Below are 16,680 nucleotides of genomic sequence, written 5' to 3' on the forward strand. Positions count from 1 at the left end.
CAGTAGGCCATTGGCGACATGCCCGCCCCGAAACGGGCCACTCGGCTGACATGCGCGAGGCCGTGCGGCCCCGGGCCGGTCGGACCTGGGCCGCACGGGTGTACGGGCGGTTTTACGGGCGGGGAGGACCCGCGCCGGGCCGGATCAGGACACGTCGAAAGCGAAAGGCAGGCCCCGGACGCGGTTGTCGAAGTTCGAGTCGACCAGATCCGGAATTCCCACCGACCTCAGATCGCGCGGCCTGGTGAGCAGTTCATGGAAAAGGGCTTTCATCTCCTGGCGCGCCAGGTGCGCCCCCAGGCAGTAATGCGGCCCGCCGCCCCCGTACCCCAGGTGGGGATTGGGGTCCCGCGTGATGTCGAAGACATCGGGATCCGTGAACACCGCTTCGTCGCGATTGGCCGAAGCGTAGAAGAGCACCACTTTTTCTCCGGGGAGGAACTCGCGTCCCCCCAGGACGCATTCGGTCGTGACCGTCCGGCGGAACTGGATGATCGGCGTCGAGTGGCGGACGATCTCGTCCACCGCCCCGTCGGCGTACCGCTCGAAGTCGGACATCAGCAGGGCGCGCTGGTCCGGGTGGTCGGTCAGGAGCGCCAGCCCGTGGGCGATCGCGTTGCGCGTGGTCTCCACCCCGGCGACGAGCAGCAGGGAGAAGAAGGCGCCGAGCTGGCGGGAGGAGAGCGCCTGCCCGTCGATGTCCGCGCACACCAGCGCCGAGATGAGATCGCCGGTGGGGTGGCGGCGGCGCTCACGGGCGAGTTTCGCCATGACGAGCTGCATGTGCGCCAAGGCGCGCAGCCCCCGTCCGGGCACGCGCAGCCTGGCGCGCACACCGCGGTTCACGCCGACGTTCTCGGACGCGTGGTTGACGCGGTCGGCGATCTCCGGGCGGTAGCGCTCCGGGATCCCCATCAGGTTGCAGATGACCTCGAACGGCATGCGGGAGGCGACCGAGGGGACGAAGTCGCGCGGTCGCCGGGCGATCATCTCGTCCACCACGCGTCTGGCGACGTCGTGGATGTCCTCCTCCGCCGCGGCGAGCAGGCGCGGCGTGAAGGCGCGGGAGACGATCTTGCGCATCGTGGCGTGCTCGGGACCGTCCATGTTGACCATGGAGTTCCCGAACACGGCCTTCGCCCACGCGGCCGGTTCCGGAGTGGTGACGCCCGGGGCGCTCGCGAACTGACGGGGCTGCCGGCTCGCCTCCGTCACGTCTGCGTGCTTCACCAGCGCGTAGAAGCCCTTGCCGCCCCCGCGGCCGGCGCCCGTACCCTCTCCGAAACGCACCGGGGCGTCGAGCCCGCGCAGCAGCGCGAAGGCCTTCAGCCGCTCGGAGCGGGGCAGTTGCCAGAACGACGGATCGGCGAGATCGGCGTTCTGCTCCCGCAGCATGTGCTGCGTGGTCGCCTGCGTCGGGATTTTCATCTCACACCCTTCTGAAGCACGGGCGGCGGTGCCGACCCGGGCCGGTTGCTGCGGACAGGTGAACTTTGCCCTGATATATGCGTCCAGCCCGTTCTTGTGCGAAAACGGCGTGTCTGTGAAGCGAGAACTGTTTCGCCGTCGGGTCGTTGTCCACGACGGAGCACGCGCACACCGCGGGAGCGGACCGACACGGAGGACGAGAGGTGCCCGGCATGGGACTGATCACGCGCAGGACCGCGGCGACCGTACGAGCGGGCTCCCTGACGCGCCGCGTCCTGCTGCGCACCGTCTTCGCGGCGGGCGTGATCGCGGGCACGGCGGGGGCGCTCGCTCCGATCCTGGCCAGGAGGCCGGGGACCGGAACCCGCCCGCCCCGGGCGAACGGCCCGGCGAACGGTCCGGCCCCCGCACCGGAGCGGTTCACCGAGACCTACCGGGGCCGGCACATCCAGGGGACGGCCAGGGGCCCGGCACCCGTGAGGCGGACCGGCGGGGCCGCCGCCCACCCGGGACACGCCGGCGACGCCATGACCGTCGCGGCCCTGCCGGACGACGTCGAGGTACGCATCGACGGCCGGCCGCTGCACGTCATGCGGCGCGCCGACGGCAGCTATCTGAGCGTGGTCAACCACTACGAGTCGTTCCCGACACTGCTCGCCGCGGCCCGTGCCGCGGTCGACGAGCTGGGCGACGCCCAGCTGTCGGTGTCCCCCATGCACAGCCTCTGAACCCGGGAGAGCCAACAGTGGTGTACACCCGAAAGAACCAGCGGGATCTCACCCGTACGGAGAAAAAGCGCCTGGTCAGCGCCTTCCTGGAGCTCAAGCGCTCAGGCCGGTACGACGAGTTCGTGAAGCTGCACGGCCGGTTCTACGTCTCCGACGGCGAGGACGGGCCACGTCCCAGCCATATGAGCCCCTCGTTCCTCCCGTGGCACCGCCGGTTCCTCCTGGAGTTCGAACGCGCCTTGCAGGCCGTCGACCCGGGGGTGTCGATCCCGTACTGGGACTGGACGAAGGACAACACCCCCGCCGCGTCGCTGTGGGCGGAGGACTTCCTCGGGGGCAGCGGCCGGCCCGGCGACTGGCAGGTGACGACGGGGCCGTTCGCCTACGCCACCGGGAACTGGACCATCAAGGCACGGATCGGCGAGCGGAACTTCCTCACCCGCAACCTGGGCCGGCCCTCCGCCCCGGTCTCCCTGCCCACCCGGCAGGACGTGGACCACGCGCTGCGCGACCCGCTCTACGACGCGGCGCCGTGGGACTCCACCACCGCCAAGGGCTTCCGGAACAAGCTGGAGGGCTGGGGAGCCAAAGGGTCGGCCACCAGGACGCACAACCACAACCGGGTCCACCGCTGGGTCGGCGGCCTGATGATGAGCGGCTCCTCGCCCGACGATCCGGTCTTCTGGCTCCACCACGCCTTCCTGGACCTGCTCTGGGACCGCTGGCAGAAGGCGCACCCCGGCTCCGGCTACCTGCCGCGCGAGAAACTGCCCGCGTCCGACCCGCAGCACGGACGGGTCTTCAGCCTCCACGAACCGATGCCGCCGTGGAACGTGGCGCCCGCGCGCCTCCTCGACCATTCACGCGTCTACCGCTACGCCTAGCGCCCGGCCGCCCTGGGTCCGCCACCGGGACGGCGCGGACGTGACGGTGGCGGTCCCCGCTGCGCCGTCCGCAGGCGGCTCCGGGCAGCTCCCGTCCGAAACCGGCTGTGGTGGCGGGACCGCCGACGGTCGCGGACCCCGCGGCGCGACCCGGCCGGCCGGAGAGGGGAACCGACTCCCCCCGGCTCGTCGAGCAGCACCGTGCGCTCTTTCTTTCCGCCCCTACTCCTTCTCGAGACGCGCCGGCAGGTCGAAGAGCGGGAACCACCGCTTCGTGTCCAGGAAGGACGTGATCCCGCTGACCTTCCCGTCCACGATCTCGATGACCATGAGCGCCCACGGGTCGAAGCTTCCGTCGCCCGACTGGCTCGGGTGGTAGTGGGCGAAGGCCGGCGTGCCGTTGGCCACGACCGGCACCAGCCTGGAGCCCCGGCAGACCTCGCCGACGCCCAGCATCCAGCCGACGATGTTGTCGTGGCCCTGGAGCCACAGGTCGTACGGCGGCATGGACAGCGTCGCGTCCTCGTGGAGCAGCGCGGTCAGGGCCGCCATGTCGTACCCCTCGAAGGCCGCGACGTACCGCTCCAGCAGCTTCTGCTGCTCCTCGTCCAGCGGGTCGGCCGTGTCCGTCTCCCGCGAGCCGTGCTCGGCGATCGTCGCGCGGGCCCGCTGGAGCGCGCTGTTGACCGAGGCGACCGAGGTCTCCAGCAGCTCCGCGACCTCGCTCGCCTTCCAGGCCAGCACCTCGCGCAGGATCAGCACCGCCCGCTGCTTCGGCGGCAGGTGCTGGAGCGCGGCGACGAACGCGAGGCGCACGGACTCGCGCGACACGGCCGTCTCCGCCGGGTCGGCCACCGAGGGCAGCACCCGCCCGTCCGGCACCGGCTCCAGCCAGGTGATCTCGGGCCGGGCATTGAGCGCGGCCTGGGCCACCGGTGTCGCGGCGGTGAGGTCCATCGGGCGGGCCCTGCGGTTGCCCGCGTTGAGCATGTCGAGGCACACGTTCGTCGCGATGCGGTAGAGCCACGAGCGCAGCGACGACCGCCCCTCGAACTTGTCGAAGCTCCGCCACGCCCGGACCATCGTGTCCTGCACGGCGTCGTCCGCCTCGAAGGCGGATCCCAGCATCCGGTAGCAGTAACCGGTCAGCTCGGTCCGGTGCTTCTCCAGCCGGGAATCCAGGTCCTGCGTCGTCACGACATCGTTCATCGGGTCCACCCCACTCGCCGCCTTTGGCACCAGCACTTCGGAAGTTACCGGACGCCACTGACAATCAGGGGCGGGCTGCGAAAACCGGTACGGCCGGACGGACTTCAGGCCCGTGCCGCGCCGCCCGCCCGAGGCGTCCGGCGCGTCCGCACCGCCACGAGCTGCCGCTGCTCGACCCTGGCCACCCGGGTCCCGTACAGCGTGATCGACACGACCCCGCCCACCGCGACCAGGCCGAGGAGCACCGTGCCCCCCCAGCCCCCGGCGTGGAAGGCGACCGCGCCGAGCGTGCCGCCGGCGCTGCTGCCCAGGTAGTACGCCGACTGGTAGAGCGCGGACGCCTGCGCGCGTCCGGTCTTCGCCGTGCGGCTCACCGAGGACGACGCCACCGCGTGCCCCGCGAAGAACCCGGCGGTGATCAGCACCAGACCCGCCAGCACGGCGCCCAGCGCGTCGGCCACCGAGAGCAGCAGACCGGCGGCGGTCGTCGACACCGCCAGGTACAGCGCGCCCCGGCGGCCCGTGCGGGCGACCAGCTTCCCGGCCGCCGCGGAGGAGACCGTACCGACCAGGTAGACCAGGAAGACCGAGCCGATGACGCCCTGCGGGAGGCTGAAGGGGGCCTCGGCCAGCCGGTAGCCGATCACCGTGTAGACGGCGCCGAAGACCGTCATGAAGAGGGCGCCGATCGCGTACAGCCGCAGCAGCAGCGGGTCGGCCAGATGGCCGCGTACGGTCTTCGCCAGCGCCCGCGGGTCCAGCGAACCGGGCGTGAAGTGGCGGGCCTTCGGCAGCATCAGCCGGAACACCACCGCGCACACCACGGCCAGCAGGCCGACCGCGCCGAGCGCCGCGCGCCAGCCCCACAGCTGGGCCGCCCAGCCGGTGACGATGCGGCCGCTCATTCCCCCGATCGAGTTACCGGCGACGAACAGTCCGATCGCGGCGACCAGCGCCTTCGGCCGTACCTCCTCCGCGAGACAGGCCATCGCGGAGGCCGGCAGACCGGCCAGCGCGGCGCCCTGCACGGCGCGCAGCGCCACCAGCCACTCCAGCGAGGGTGCGAACGGCACCAGCATCCCGACCACGACGGCGACCGCCAGCGAGACCGTCATCATCCGGCTGCGCCCGAAGCGCTCGGAGAGCGCGCTCAGCGGCAGTACGAAGAGGGCCAGCGCGCCCGTGGCGGCCGAGACCGTCCAGCTGGCGGCGCTCGCGCTCACACCGAAGTCGGCGGAGATCAGCGGCAGCAGCGCCTGGGTGGAGTAGAGGAGGGCGAAGGTCGCCATCCCGGCGGCGAAGAGCGCGAAACTCATGCGGCGGTAGCCGGGGGAGGAGGGGGCGAGACGGGAGTCGGTGTCGACAACAGCGGCGTCGGCGTCCACAGGGGTGGTGGACGCCTTGGTACTTGCAGGAGGCATGCATCGAACGTAGGCACAGCAGGTTCATGCGTCCAATGCACAAACCCCGGATAATCGATCCCATGGTGCATAACTCCAGCTCACGGCCTCGCCTGTCACCCAGCAGTTACGAAGAAGACATCCAGCAGGTACTCGCGCCGCGCCTCGCGTACTTCGCGGCCGTCGCCCGTCACGAGCACGTCACCCGCGCCGCCCACGAGTTGGCCGTCCCCCAGTCGACGCTCTCGCGCGCCATGGTCAGGCTGGAGGAGGACCTCGGCGTCGCCCTGTTCGCCCGCAAGGGCCGCACCGTCTCCCTCACCCCCGCCGGCCGCGCCTTCCTCACCACCGTCGAGCGCGCGCTGGCCGAGGTCGAGCGGGCCGCGGACTCGGTACGGGCCGACGCCGACCCCGCGACCGGCAAGGTCGCCTTCGGCTTCCTGCACACCATGGGCTCCGAGACCGTCCCCGCCCTGATCCGCGCCTTCCGCGTGGACCACCCGCGCGTACGTTTCCAGCTCGTCCAGAACTACGGCGAAGCCATGATCGAGCGGCTGCGCGCCGGCGACCTCGACCTCTGCCTGACCTCTCCCGTCCCCGACGCCCCCGACCTGGTCGCCCGCCGCCTGGACGAGCAGCGGCTGCGCCTGGTCGTCCCCGACGACCACCGCCTGGCCAACCGCAAGCGGGTGCGTCTCATGGAGGCGGCCGACGAGGCGTTCGTGACCCTCGAACCCGGCTACGGACTGCGCCGCATCACCGACGACCTGTGCGCCGAGGCGGGCTTCAAGCCGCGCGTCGCGTTCGAGGGCGAGGAGGCGGAGACCCTGCGCGGCCTGGTGGCGGCCGGTCTGGGCGTCGCCCTGCTGCCGCCGCCCGCGGTGGCCCGCCCCGGTGTCAGGGAGCTGACGGTGACGGCCCCGCGCGCCGCACGCGAGATCGGTGTCGCCTGGCTGGACGGCCACCCGGACACACCGCCGGTGGCGGCCTTCAAGCGCTTCCTGCTGTCCCGCAGGGGCCACCTGCTGCCGGAGCAGGCCCCGTACGGCTCCGTACCGGCTCCGTAAGACTCCGTACGGACGCGTGCGGGCGGTACCGGGGGCGCGTACGGGTCACGGGCTGACGGCGAGCACCAGATAGGCCGCCAGCAGCGACAGGTGCACGCCGCCCGTCAGGGGAGTGGCGCGCCCCGGCACGATGGTCAGCGTGCCGACGGCCACGGTGAGCGCGAGCAGCACCATGTGGGCGGCGTCGAGCCCCAGCAGCAGCGGCCCCGCCATCCAGACGGACGCGACGGCGACCGCCGGAATGGTCAGCCCGATGCTGGCCATGGCCGACCCCAGCGCCAGGTTCAGGCTGGTCTGGACCCGGTCGCGCCGGGCGGCCCGTACGGCGGCGATCGACTCCGGCGCCAGCACGAGCAGCGCGATCACGACACCCACCACCGAGGCGGGCAGCCCGGCCGCCGCCACCCCCGCCTCGATCGTCGGGGAGACCCCCTTCGCCAGTCCGACCACCGCGACCAGCGAGACGCCCAGCAGCCCCAGGCTGGTCAGCGCGGTCCGCCGGGTCGGGGGATCGGCGTGCTCCTCGACGTCGATCACCTCGCCCCGGGTGGTGACGGGCAGGAAGTAGTCCCGGTGCCGCCAGGTCTGCGTCATCACGAACAGCCCGTAGAGCAGTACGGCCGCGAACGCCGCGAAGACGAGCTGGGCCGTGCTGAACTCGGGACCGGGAGCGCTGGTGGTGAACGTCGGCAGCGCCAGGCTCAGCCCCGCCAGCGTCGTGACGGTCGCGAACGCCGCGCCCGTCCCCTCCGCGTTGAACACCGCCACCTTGCGTTTGAGCGAACCGACGAGGAGGGACAGGCCGACGATGCCGTTGCAGGTGATCATCACGGCGGCGAAGACCGTGTCCCTGGCCAGTGAGCTGTTCTTCTCGCCCCCGTCGGCCATGAGCGTGACGATCAGGGCGACTTCGATGACCGTCACGGCCACGGCCAGGACGAGCGAGCCGAACGGCTCACCCACCCGGTGGGCCACCACCTCGGCATGATGGACGGCCGCGAGCACCGAACCGGCCAGGAAACACGCGAGCAGCACCACCACGGGCCCCGGCACGGGCCGCCCCCAGGTGAAGACCAGCAGCACGACGGCCAGTACGGGCACGGTCGTCGACCAGTGCGCCGCGCGGGCGCGGACCAGACGCGTCATGCCTTCGACCCTGACAGAGCCTCGTGCAGGGCGCGCGTCGTACGGCGGACGGGGCGCGGCGGCGCTAGCGTCGATGCCATGCCTACTCCCCCCACTCCGCGCCCCGCCCGCTACACGGTGGAGATCAAGCCCCGGGCGGCCGACGCCGCCGGCCACCCCGACCACGGATCCACGCTGCGCACGGCGGTCGTGGAGGCGACGGGCGAGACGAGCGTGTCGGGCTACCCCCATTACGAGGGCGACGGCGTGGCGGCCGACATCGACCCCCGCACGCGCGCGGTGGAGGCGATCACGCTGGACGGCGGCGAGCTGCCGTACGGCTGGATCGCCGAGGTCTCACCGCCGGAAGCGTGAACGGCGTCCGGCGGGTTCCCGGGCCGGGGCCCCGCCCCGGCCCCCGCCCCGCGCGGCGGGATCAAGCCCGTCCGGCGATCGAGGAGGACGCCGAAGGGCGTCCGGGGCCCAGGGCCTGCCCCGGTGCGGGAAGGGGGCCGGGGGAAGCCCCGCGCAGCGGAACCGGGCCCGCCCGCCGCCTACCGCCGCAGCGCCCGCCCGAAGCCGGCGGCGAGCGGCATCCGCAGCCCCAGCGGCGGCGGCGCGGCGAAGGCGTCGGCCACCGGCCGGGCGTACCCGCGGCCGAGGAGCGTGCCCAGGACGAAGTCGGCCGCCAGCGCCAGCACTTCCGGGCGGTGCTGGCGCAGTGCGTGGCCGTCGGAGTGGACCTCGAAGCGGCAGATGTCGCGGTTCGCCTTCTTGGCCCGCTCGGCCAGCCGGTACGACAGCTCGGGATCGGTACGTTCGTCATTCGTGCCGTGCACGATCAGCACCTGGCGTCCGGCCAGCTGCTTCACCGGCTCCTCGGCCGCCGCGGCGGCGTCGTCCGGCAGCCAGGGCGCGATCGCGAGCACGGAGGTGACGGCCGCGTGGTCCGCGGCGTGCAGCGCGGCGCGGCCGCCCATGTCGATCCCCGCGAGGCACACCGGTACGTCGCCGTAGCGCCGTACGGCCTCGTCCGCCGCCCACCGCGCGTCGGCCGCGAGCCGCGCGTCCGCACCGTTCCAGCCACGGCCCCGGTAGCGCACGACATGGGCCACGAGTCCCTCGCCGCGCCCCGCCCCGGCCAGGGTCCGCGCCAGCGGCCGCACACCGGCGTACGCCAGCGGGGACGGCCGGCGCTCCGACACCGGCTCGCCGGCCGGAAGCAGCAGTACGACGCCGTTGACGCACACCGCGCGGTCACCGCCCCCGGCCGCCGCGACCGTTCCGACCGCTCCGACCGCCCGGCCCAACCGGGCCCCGGAAACCGGGTTTGCTTGCTGTGCCATGACAGAACAGTCTCAGAAGCGCAGGTGTACTCCACCCGTCCGCAGGGTCACTGTTACGTATCGACAGGCGCTATCTACGCGCGTAGGCGCTAGAGTGCCCAGATGACGAGCGAGACCCTCAACGCCCCCACCGCGAGCCAGATCCGCCGCGCCCCCAAGGTGCTGCTCCACGACCACCTCGACGGCGGTCTGCGCCCCGGCACGATCATCGACCTCGCCCGCGAGGCGGGTTACGAAGCCCTTCCCGAGACCGACGCCGACAAGCTCGGCATCTGGTTCCGCGAGGCCGCCGACTCCGGTTCGCTGGAGCGCTACCTGGAGACCTTCGCGCACACCTGCGCCGTCATGCAGACGCGTGACGCGCTCTTCCGCGTCGCCGCCGAGTGCGCCGAGGACCTCGCCGAGGACGGCGTCGTCTACGCCGAGATCCGGTACGCCCCCGAGCAGCACCTCGAGGAGGGCCTGACCCTCGAAGAGGTCGTCGAGGCCGTCACCGACGGCTTCCGCGAGGGCGAGCGCCGCGCGAAGGCGAACGGCCACCGCATCCGCGTCGGCGCCCTGCTGACCGCCATGCGGCACGCCGCCCGCGCCCTGGAGATCGCCGAACTCGCCAACCGCTACCGCGGCAACGGCGTCGTCGGCTTCGACATCGCCGGCGCCGAGGCGGGCTTCCCGCCCACCCGCCACCTCGACGCCTTCGAGTACCTCAAGCGCGAGAACAACCACTTCACGATCCACGCCGGCGAAGCCTTCGGGCTCCCCTCCATCTGGCAGGCGCTCCAGTGGTGCGGCGCCGACCGGCTCGGTCACGGCGTACGCATCATCGACGACATCGAGGTCGCGGCCGACGGCAGCGTCACGCTGGGCCGCCTCGCCGCGTACGTGCGCGACAAGCGCATCCCGCTGGAGATGTGCCCGACGTCCAACCTCCAGACGGGCGCGGCCGACTCCTACGCCGCACACCCCATCGGGCTGCTGCGCAAGCTGCACTTCAGGGCCACGGTGAACACCGACAACCGGCTGATGAGCGGCACCAGCATGAGCCGCGAGTTCGAGCACCTGGTCGACGCCTTCGGATACACGCTCGACGACATGCAGTGGTTCACAGTCAATGCGATGAAATCAGCATTCATTCCTTTCGATGAACGTCTCGCCATGATCAATGACGTGATCAAGCCCGGATACGCCGAGCTGAAATCCGAATGGCTGTTCCGTCAGACCGTCGCGACCAGCGGTTCTTCCTCCGTCTGACGTCGGGCGCACCGCTCCTGAGGCGGCCGGGAACGACGATTCCCGGCCGCCTTGGCGTGTTTGCGGCGGGGGCGGGGCGTGACTAGCTTGCAGAGCCGCTCACCCACCCCACCCCGTCGCAAGGACGTTTTCTTCATGAAGCAGTTCGCCGCCAAGACTCTCGGCGCCGCCGCCCTCGGCGCCGCCTTCGCCGCTGCCGCCGTCGGCAGCGCCTCCGCGGCCGAGCAGGCCGCCCCGGCCGCCCCCGACGTGGCCACCGCGCTGTCCACGGTGACCTCGGTACTGCCCGTACAGGAGACCGGCAACAAGCTCCCCGCCGGAACCCCCGAGTCCCTGGCCGCCGGCCAGAACGCGTTCACCGGAACCGTCGCCAACACGCTCACGCCCAAGCCCCTGGCGGCCGGCGACCCCAACCCGGTCGGGAAGCTGCTGCTCGGCACGCTGCCGGGCGTCTGAGCCCGCACCCGCACAGCGCACACGGCGAGGGGGCGCGCACCGGATCCGCATCCGGTGCGCGCCCCTCGCCGTGTGCGCGGGGGCAGGGCGGGACTACCAGGCGGTCTCCGCGGTCTTCTCGGCGGGCAGGAACACCCACAGCGCCAGGTAGAGCAGGAACTGCGGTCCGGGCAGCAGGCACGAGACCACGAAGACCACGCGCATCGTGTTCGCGGAAGTGCCGAAGCGCCGTGCCAGCGCAGCGCACACTCCACCGATCACTCGGCCGTTACGGGGGCGGACAAGGGCTGTCATGGCGGGCTCCTCGCGAGCTGGTCCGGGGGTCACTTCCGGTGTGCCTCCCGGTACCTCCATCCTGCTCGTCCGGACCGGCCCGAAGCGTCGCTCTACGGGGCGATCCCGACCCTGGGAATCGTCGGGGTGGGCCCCTGAGAGATCTCCTCCCGCGGTACGGGCCCGCCCGGCACCCGCTCCTGCTTGCGGCGCAGCCGGGCCCGCCCCACCGGTACGACCGTCAGGTGCGCCAGCGCGACCCCGGCCGTGTTCAGCAGGACCGAGTCCACATCGACGACCTGGCCCGGCACCCCGGTCTGGAGCAGTTCGACCGCCAGCGAGAACAGCGCCCCCGCCAGGGCCGTACGGGCCAGTGAGGCCACCGGCGAGACGGAGAGCCGGCCGCCCGCCATCGGCAGCAGTACCCCCAGCGGCGCCAGCAGCAGGAGCCCCTCGCAGATCCGCCGGGCCGCCGGGGCGGGGCCGAGCGCCAGATCCGCCTCGATGCCGGCCAGCGGACGGAAGTTCGGTGAGGTCACCCACGGGACGTCCAGGGGGCGCAGTGTCAGCCACCCGACGAGCAGCAGGTGCGCGAGGAGGAGGAGTCCTCCCGCCGCGCGGAAGCGGATGATGACGGCGCTGCCGTCCGAGCCATGACGCACACCCCCCAAGACGCGGCCACCGGCACGATCGGTTCCGCCCCGGGCGGCGGTGTGACGAGCCGGGCCCACACCTCACCCGGACGGGCCCGTGCGAGCCGGTGGGGGGCGGGCCGGAGCCGGTACGGATCAGCGCGAAGGCAGGATCTCGCCGAGGGCGGGCACCGACTCGGGGCGGGACTTCAGCGCCGCCGTGCACCGGTAGGCGCGCACCGGGTCGTCGGAAGGACCGCCGAGCACCACGGACCGGTCGGGCCCGGACGCCGCACTGTCCGCGTACGTACAGACGATCTGCGCCAGCGCGTACGTGGGCAGGTCCTCGGGCCGGCTGCTGAGCCGCAGCGCCCCCCGGGGGTCGCCCTTGCGCGCCCCGGAAACGGCCAGTGGCTCCCGTACGTCCGTGGTGAACCCCGCCTGCTTCTCCTCGTCCGAAGGCTCCTGCCGGAGCTCGTCGAGGAGCGTCTGCGCCACCCGCACCCGGCCGGACACCGGCTTCTCCTCGGGGGTCCGCACCGCCCGGTCCACCGGGACCAGCTGCGCGCCGCAGATCAGGTACACCTGGAGCGCGATGCCGGGGGCCGCCGGGGAGGAGGCGTCCTCCGCCGACAGCTCGCACGGCACCCGGGACGGCGCGGCGCCCGCCTCGACCGGCACCGAAGTGGTCCTGATCCCGCACCCGGCGAGCACGGCGCAGAGCGTGGCGAGGCCCACGAGACGGGCCGGCCCGCGCTTCACTGTTCTTCGCACTCCTCCCCCTCCCTCACACCGTCGTTCCCCCCGCCGTCCGCGGACCGCGACACGTCGAGCGGCAGCCGCAGCACGAAGACCGCGCCGCCGTCGGCCGAATTCGCCGCGGTGATGTCCCCGCCGTGGATGTGCGCGTTCTCCACGGCGATGGACAGGCCGAGCCCGCTGCCCTCGGAGCGCGGCCGTGACGCGCTCGCCTTGTAGAAGCGGTCGAAGACGTGCGGCAGTACGTCCTCGGGGATGCCGGGGCCGTGGTCCCGTACCTCGATGAACAGCTCGTGGCCGGCGGTCCGCACCGACACCCGCACCGGGGAGCCGCCGTGCTTGAGCGCGTTGCCGATCAGGTTCGCCAGGATGACGTCCAGGCGGCGCGGGTCGAGGCGCGCCATGATGCCGCGCTCGGCGTCGAGGTCCACCGCGTCCAGCCACGCGCGGGCGTCGATGCAGGCGGTCACCTGGTCCGCGACGTCGACGTCGTCGAGGACCAGACGGGCCGTACCCGCGTCGAAGCGGGTCACCTCCATCAGGTTCTCGACGAGGTCGTTCAGGCGCCGCGTCTCGCTCACCACCAGGTGCACGGCGGGCGCGATCATCGGGTCGAGGTTGTCCGCCTCGTCCTCCAGGACCTCGGCCACCGCGGTGATCGCGGTCAGCGGGGTGCGCAGCTCGTGCGACATGTCGGCGACGAACCGCCGGCTCGACTCCTCCCGCGCGCTCATGTCCGCGACCTTCTTCTCCAGCGACTCCGCGGTCTTGTTGAACGTCCGTGACAGGTCGGCCAGTTCGTCCGTGCCCGACACCCTCAGCCGGGTGTCGAGCTTCCCCTCGCCGAGCCGCCGCGCCGCGTCCCCGAGCCGCTGCACGGGCTTGAGCACGGTCGTCGCGGCCGCCTGGGCGAGCAGCGCGGAGCCCAGCAGCGCGAGCGCGGTGGCGATCGCGAGGGACCAGGCCAGCGAGCTGAGGTCGTCGCGCTCCTGCTCCAGGGAGGTGACCATGTAACCGGTGGGCCCGCCGCCGATCACCTTCGTGCCCGCCACCAGGAGCGGCTTCCCCTTCGGGCTGACGCGCACCCAGTAGAGGTGGTACGGGAACTCGTTGGCGTCCGTGACCTTCTGCCGCCGGTTCACCGCGTCCTGGAGCTGCTGCGGTACGTCGTCGAGCGTCAGGGTGTCGATGTCGGAGGTCCCGGCGATCGGCTTGCCCGCCGCCCGCTCGTCCACCAGGAGCACGCTGTAGCCGGGGCTGCCGCCGGCCGCCATCTGCGCGGCGGCGGCCTGGAGTTCGGCCTGCGTCGGACGCAGCGGCAGCGTGGCCGCGCGGCTCTGCATCTCCTGCCGGAAGTCCTTGAGCGCCGCGTCCTGGGTGCGGGTCAGCACCGCCTCGCGGTTGAGCCAGTACGCGATGCCCGACGCGGAGACGGCGGCCGTCAGCGCCACCAGGGCGAAGACGACGACGAGCCGCAGCCGCAGACTGGTCAGGCGCAGCCCCGCCAGCAGCGTCCTGCGGGAAGCAGCGCTCACGAAGGCGAGTCCAGCCGGTAGCCGACGCCCCGGACCGTACGGATGAGCGTCGGCGACGACGGTACGTCCTCGACCTTGGCCCGCAGCCGCTGCACGCACGCGTCGACCAGCCGCGAGTCGCCGAGGTAGTCGTGCTCCCACACCAGCCGCAGCAGCTGCTGGCGCGACAGGGCCTGCCCGGGGCGGCGGCTCAGTTCCAGCAGCAGCCGCAGCTCGGTCGGCGTGAGCTGGAGGTCCTCGCCGTTCTTGGTGACCGTCATGGCGGACCGGTCGATGACGACGCTGCCGAAGACGGCGGCGTCGTTGGCCTCCCGCTCGCCCCGCCGCAGCACCGCGCGGATGCGGGCGTCGAGGACCCGCCCCTGCACCGGCTTGACGACGTAGTCGTCGGCGCCCGACTCCAGGCCGACCACCACGTCGATGTCGTCGCTGCGCGCGGTCAGCAGGATGATGGGCAGTTGGTCCGTGCGCCTGATGCGCCGGCACACCTCGAATCCGTCGATGCCGGGCAGCATCACGTCCAGCACGATCAGATCCGGCCGCTGCTCGCGCAGCAGGCTCAGGCCGTCCTCTCCCGTCGCCGCGGTGGCCACTCGGTGGCCCTGGCGTGACAGGGAGAGTTCGAGGGCCGTGCGGATGGCGTCGTCGTCCTCGATCAGCAACAGGAAAGGCACAGAGGCCATTCTGGCCCATGGGGGAGGGGGAGTTCGACCGCCGGGACGCCCCCCGCCCCTGTGACAGGGCTGTGACAGTCGGCGGACACCGCGATGAAACTGCCCGGGCAAGCTCATTGGCACACGGACAGCGACGGACTCCACCGACGGGGGGCGCGAGATGAACGCACTGCACAGCACCACCTCCAGCGCAGTTGTCACGCGTCTCCACGACGTCACGAGGAACACCGGGAAGGCCGGTGCCGTGGGCCTGCGGGGGTGTGCTCGTGGCACCGGGCGCCAGCGCGCGCAGGCCGTGCATGTGGCCGCGGTGCCCGACGTGTTCGCGGGGGGCGACGGGGGGCACGGGGGAGCGGCGTACCGGGAGGCCGCGGGGGGAGGGGCTTCGGGGCCGGAGGTGGAATTCACCGCCTACGTCCGGGAGCGCCGTGCCTCCCTGTACGCCACCGCCTACCACCTGACCGGCGACCGGTTCGAGGCCGAGGACCTGCTGCAGAGCGCCCTCTTCTCGACGTACCGCGCCTGGGACAGGATCAGCGACAAGGCGGCGGTCGGCGGCTACCTGCGCCGCACGATGACGAACCTGCACATCAGCGCCTGGCGCAGGCGCAAGCTCAACGAATACCCGACCGAGGAACTGCCGGAGACGGCGAACGACACGGACGCGATGCGCGGCACCGAGCTGCGCGCCGTGCTCTGGCAGGCGCTCGCCCGGCTGCCCGAACTCCAGCGCACGATGCTGGTCCTGCGGTACTACGAGGGCCGCACCGACCCGGAGATCGCGGACATCCTCGACATCAGCGTCGGCACGGTCAAGAGCAGCATCTGGCGTTCACTGCGTCGGCTGCGCGAGGACGAGGCCCTCAGCTTCGGCCGTGACGAGGAAGAGTCCTTCGGCGAGCTGGTGGCCTGAAGGCACCCGGGGGGGGGTACGGGGGCACGGGGGCCGCGGTTTCGGGGGGAGACGGCGGAAGCCCACGGGGGAGAAGCGGCGGGGCCGGACGGGCCGGGGGGGCCTGTCCGGCCCCGCTGTGCGTCGTGTCGGCGGTCGCGGGCGGGGCGCGCCCGAAGCCCGAAGAGCGGTGGCGCTAGCGCGCCGCGGGCGCCCGGCGGCAGCGGCCCGCGGCCGCCGCGGCCAGTCGGCCCAGTGCCTCCTCCTTGCCGCAGGGGTGCGCCCCGAGCGCCGTCTGGCGCCCCACGATCGCCCGCTCGGCCCGCATCAGCCGCCAGCCCCTGCGCAGCAGGAACGGCACCGACTTGCGGCCCTCCCGCAGGTCCCGGAGCAGCCGTCGCCTGAAGGTCGTCGTGGGGCGCCCGCGCAGGCAGAGCGCGTCCGCGAGTACGTCCAGCTCCCGGCAGCGCACCACGATGTCCGCGGCGAAGATCCCCTCGGCCACGAACAGGGGCGTGCGCCCGATGTCGAACGCTTCGCTGTCCACCCGCGCGCTGGCGGCGATGTCGTAGACGGGGACGGTCGTACGCCCCGTACGGCACAGCTCCTCGATCGCCGCTACGGCGGCGTCCGCGTCCCAGGACAGCGGGGAGTCCCAGTCGATGTCCGTACCCCCCAGGACCTGCGGGAGCGTGGGGTCGTCGCACTCCTTGTAGAAGTCGTCGAGGCGCAGCACGGGCAGGCCCGTACGGGCGGCGAGCGACGACTTTCCGGAACCGGAGGGGCCCGAGAGCAGGACGACGCGCGTGGGTATGGGGGATGAGCTCACAGGGGACAAGTGTGCGGCATGGACCCGGGCGGGGGACTCCGCCGGGTACTTCCTGATATCAGCATCACATCTCAACTACGGTGTGTGCTCTCGCGGTTACCCACTCGGGCGGGAGTCCCATGGCACGTCACACCCCTTCCACCTCCCCGCGGCGCGCGCTCCTGCGCGCCGGCCTCGGCGTCACCGCCTGGC

18 protein-coding genes are annotated in these 16,680 nt (G+C 72.5%); 7 read left to right on the top strand and 11 right to left on the bottom strand.

Annotated features, from left to right (window positions below):
* Positions 1–144 precede the first annotated feature (144 nt).
* Positions 145–1,428, bottom strand: a complete 1,284-nt coding sequence (locus ABD374_RS00305) for a cytochrome P450 (RefSeq protein WP_344488704.1) — start codon at positions 1,426–1,428, stop codon at positions 145–147.
* 212 nt (positions 1,429–1,640) lie between these two features.
* Between ABD374_RS00305 and ABD374_RS00310 the strand changes: the two genes are divergently transcribed.
* Positions 1,641–2,156: a tyrosinase family oxidase copper chaperone gene (locus ABD374_RS00310; RefSeq protein WP_344488707.1), complete on the top strand. Its 516-nt coding sequence runs from the start codon at positions 1,641–1,643 to the stop codon at positions 2,154–2,156.
* A 20-nt stretch (positions 2,157–2,176) separates the two neighbouring features.
* The gene (locus ABD374_RS00315) at positions 2,177–3,040 is read left to right on the top strand and encodes a tyrosinase family protein (RefSeq protein WP_344488755.1); all 864 of its coding nucleotides are present in this window, start codon (positions 2,177–2,179) and stop codon (positions 3,038–3,040) included.
* A 222-nt stretch (positions 3,041–3,262) separates the two neighbouring features.
* Here the strand turns inward: ABD374_RS00315 and ABD374_RS00320 are convergent, their stop codons facing one another.
* Together ABD374_RS00320 and ABD374_RS00325 are read right to left on the bottom strand one after the other, a co-directional pair.
* The gene (locus tag ABD374_RS00320) at positions 3,263–4,249 is read right to left on the bottom strand and encodes a sigma-70 family RNA polymerase sigma factor (RefSeq protein ID WP_344488710.1); all 987 of its coding nucleotides are present in this window, start codon (positions 4,247–4,249) and stop codon (positions 3,263–3,265) included.
* 104 nt (positions 4,250–4,353) lie between these two features.
* On the bottom strand, positions 4,354–5,670 hold the full coding sequence (locus ABD374_RS00325) for an MFS transporter (RefSeq protein ID WP_344488713.1): 1,317 nt from the start codon (positions 5,668–5,670) through the stop codon (positions 4,354–4,356).
* A 62-nt stretch (positions 5,671–5,732) separates the two neighbouring features.
* On the opposite strand from ABD374_RS00325, the gene ABD374_RS00330 reads away from it, so the two are divergent.
* The gene (locus ABD374_RS00330; protein ID WP_344488716.1) at positions 5,733–6,716 is read left to right on the top strand and encodes a LysR family transcriptional regulator; all 984 of its coding nucleotides are present in this window, start codon (positions 5,733–5,735) and stop codon (positions 6,714–6,716) included.
* Positions 6,717–6,761: 45 nt separating this feature from the next.
* Here the strand turns inward: ABD374_RS00330 and ABD374_RS00335 are convergent, their stop codons facing one another.
* Positions 6,762–7,862, bottom strand: a complete 1,101-nt coding sequence (locus ABD374_RS00335; RefSeq protein WP_344488719.1) for a calcium:cation antiporter — start codon at positions 7,860–7,862, stop codon at positions 6,762–6,764.
* Between the two features lie 78 nt (positions 7,863–7,940).
* Between ABD374_RS00335 and ABD374_RS00340 the strand changes: the two genes are divergently transcribed.
* A complete protein-coding gene (locus tag ABD374_RS00340; RefSeq protein ID WP_344488722.1) occupies positions 7,941–8,216 on the top strand; it encodes a hypothetical protein in 276 nt (91 codons plus the stop codon).
* Between the two features lie 179 nt (positions 8,217–8,395).
* Here ABD374_RS00340 and ABD374_RS00345 read toward each other — a convergent pair whose 3' ends face one another.
* Positions 8,396–9,187 (bottom strand): alpha/beta hydrolase, encoded by a 792-nt coding sequence (locus tag ABD374_RS00345; protein ID WP_344488725.1) that lies wholly within the window; start codon positions 9,185–9,187, stop codon positions 8,396–8,398.
* A gap of 102 nt (positions 9,188–9,289) precedes the next feature.
* Here ABD374_RS00345 and ABD374_RS00350 point away from each other — a divergent pair, with 102 nt between their 5' ends.
* Both ABD374_RS00350 and ABD374_RS00355 read left to right on the top strand, forming a co-directional pair.
* Positions 9,290–10,438: an adenosine deaminase gene (locus ABD374_RS00350; RefSeq protein WP_344488728.1), complete on the top strand. Its 1,149-nt coding sequence runs from the start codon at positions 9,290–9,292 to the stop codon at positions 10,436–10,438.
* A 135-nt stretch (positions 10,439–10,573) separates the two neighbouring features.
* The gene (locus tag ABD374_RS00355; RefSeq protein WP_344488731.1) at positions 10,574–10,894 is read left to right on the top strand and encodes an ATP-binding protein; all 321 of its coding nucleotides are present in this window, start codon (positions 10,574–10,576) and stop codon (positions 10,892–10,894) included.
* A 93-nt stretch (positions 10,895–10,987) separates the two neighbouring features.
* Here the strand turns inward: ABD374_RS00355 and ABD374_RS00360 are convergent, their stop codons facing one another.
* From ABD374_RS00360 to afsQ1, 5 genes are all read right to left on the bottom strand, one after another.
* Positions 10,988–11,188, bottom strand: coding sequence for a PspC domain-containing protein (locus ABD374_RS00360; RefSeq protein ID WP_344488734.1), 201 nt, complete (start codon positions 11,186–11,188; stop codon positions 10,988–10,990).
* A gap of 92 nt (positions 11,189–11,280) precedes the next feature.
* The gene (locus ABD374_RS00365) at positions 11,281–11,829 is read right to left on the bottom strand and encodes a VanZ family protein (protein WP_344488736.1); all 549 of its coding nucleotides are present in this window, start codon (positions 11,827–11,829) and stop codon (positions 11,281–11,283) included.
* Between the two features lie 126 nt (positions 11,830–11,955).
* Positions 11,956–12,561 carry a hypothetical protein gene (locus ABD374_RS00370; protein ID WP_344488739.1) on the bottom strand — a complete coding sequence of 202 codons (606 nt, stop codon included), beginning with the start codon at positions 12,559–12,561 and terminating at the stop codon, positions 11,956–11,958.
* Positions 12,558–14,093, bottom strand: a complete 1,536-nt coding sequence (locus ABD374_RS00375; protein WP_344488741.1) for a sensor histidine kinase — start codon at positions 14,091–14,093, stop codon at positions 12,558–12,560. The genes ABD374_RS00370 and ABD374_RS00375 overlap by 4 nt, the downstream gene beginning before the upstream one ends.
* Positions 14,090–14,767 carry a two-component system response regulator AfsQ1 gene (afsQ1, locus tag ABD374_RS00380; protein ID WP_344488743.1) on the bottom strand — a complete coding sequence of 226 codons (678 nt, stop codon included), beginning with the start codon at positions 14,765–14,767 and terminating at the stop codon, positions 14,090–14,092. Before afsQ1 ends, ABD374_RS00375 begins: the two co-directional genes overlap by 4 nt.
* A 160-nt stretch (positions 14,768–14,927) precedes the next feature.
* Here afsQ1 and ABD374_RS00385 point away from each other — a divergent pair, with 160 nt between their 5' ends.
* Positions 14,928–15,680, top strand: a complete 753-nt coding sequence (locus tag ABD374_RS00385) for a SigE family RNA polymerase sigma factor (protein ID WP_344488745.1) — start codon at positions 14,928–14,930, stop codon at positions 15,678–15,680.
* Between the two features lie 175 nt (positions 15,681–15,855).
* On the opposite strand, the gene ABD374_RS00390 is transcribed toward ABD374_RS00385, so the two are convergent.
* The gene (locus ABD374_RS00390) at positions 15,856–16,488 is read right to left on the bottom strand and encodes a nucleoside/nucleotide kinase family protein (protein ID WP_344488747.1); all 633 of its coding nucleotides are present in this window, start codon (positions 16,486–16,488) and stop codon (positions 15,856–15,858) included.
* Positions 16,489–16,680 lie beyond the last annotated feature (192 nt).

This window comes from Streptomyces enissocaesilis, from assembly GCF_039533765.1.
Taxonomy (GTDB): Bacteria; Actinomycetota; Actinomycetes; order Streptomycetales; family Streptomycetaceae; genus Streptomyces; species Streptomyces enissocaesilis.